Annotated in this window: 2 protein-coding genes and 1 pseudogene; all 3 read right to left on the bottom strand. The window is 34.0% G+C overall.

Annotation, left to right across the window (positions count from 1 at the left end):
* Positions 1 to 264, bottom strand: a 264-nt coding sequence (locus G3O09_RS21885; RefSeq protein WP_476742325.1) for a Ger(x)C family spore germination C-terminal domain-containing protein, incomplete at its 3' end; no start/stop codon positions are given.
* A gap of 51 nt (positions 265 to 315) precedes the next feature.
* A pseudogene (locus tag G3O09_RS23050) lies at positions 316 to 864 on the bottom strand (Ger(x)C family spore germination protein); the annotation flags it as partial.
* The coding region (locus tag G3O09_RS21875; RefSeq protein ID WP_163103553.1) for a GerAB/ArcD/ProY family transporter at positions 861 to 1,287 on the bottom strand (427 nt) is incomplete at its 5' end. The pseudogene G3O09_RS23050 and the gene G3O09_RS21875, both read right to left, overlap by 4 nt.

The raw sequence follows: 1,287 nt of genomic DNA, 5'->3' as shown, positions 1-1,287 counted from the left end.
ATCTATTGCCCCCTGAACTTCTAATAATCTTCCCTTTATCTTTAATTCTAAATCAAAACTCGGCACATTTTTTTCAATAAGGTCGAGCCCACTTGAATTTTTTATGGTATCAATAACCGCTGTTACTGTATGTTTTTTCCCTTTATCATCTTTTAAATCAAAAGTTAATTCTATACTCCCCGCATTGTACTCATCTCTAATTAATTTAACAAAGAAGCTTTCCTCAACTGTTAATTTACCAACCATTTTATCGTTCCTCATAATTGCATTACCAGATACACGAATAGTTTCACCGTCCCTGATTATTAACGGTAATATGGGATCAATCCCCTCTGAAAAATAGCTTTGCTGCACACTCTGCAGTGTAGCATTTGATATTTGTTCTTTCTCCGTTAACTGTTCTATCTGATTATATAATTGCTGGCCAATGTCAGGGATATTTTTATACTGATGTTTTAGAAGTTCCTTCGTTGATCCCTCAACAATACCAAGGTACGTAAGGTCACTTATTGATGGGTCTCAAGCAAGAGTATCAACATAAGGTCTTATACCTCTTTTAGCTAACTTTTCATTGTACAGAGCTACCCTAAGCTGACCTGATTGAAGTGCCTTTGAAGCTTTTAGATTTCCCTCTATCCTTCCTCCTTTACTTGTTAGAGCATCACTAGAAATAACATCTATTTTTTGAGGAGCTTCTGGATTAATTTGCATCACTACCATTGTGGACATTATCTTCTTCCCTACAGGATCATATCCAACCGTTGTAATCAGTCCAATATCTTCTAGAACTTTTTGTTCTGCACAACCACTAAGAATTAAAGTTGTTGCAAGAATAAAAATACTATTTTTAATTTGTTTCCTCATGAGCTGACCCTCTTTCTTAACCATGCAGTAGCATATAGAACAAACGGATAGCAAACTACTACATAAAAAGCAAACTTTGCAAAATAGTCGTTTATCATGTTAACTTGTGTTCTGGTTACGATAAACTGTACAGCTATTAAAATAATTGCAGAAAAAAACCACACACTCTTATTTTCTTCTATGTTAAACATCCGTTTTATACCTCTGCATGCAGACCACATATAAAAAATTAAGTTAGGTAATATTATTAACATCCAATAAGTAATGGCAACATATTCAAATCTTTCAATGAATGGAAGTCGTACTATTTTAAATAAAGACAACGTTGCCCAAATTGTTCTCTCGAGTTGCATACCACTAAAGTAGATAATAGCGACTATCATTAATGCCACATAAATTATAGTTGAAAAGAGAAGACCGAAC

The organism is Peribacillus alkalitolerans (assembly GCF_010882125.1).
GTDB lineage: Bacteria > Bacillota > Bacilli > Bacillales > DSM-1321 > Bacillus_BN > Bacillus_BN alkalitolerans.
Note: the sequence above shows the minus strand (reverse complement) of the source record. Positions and strands in the feature narration are given on the sequence as shown.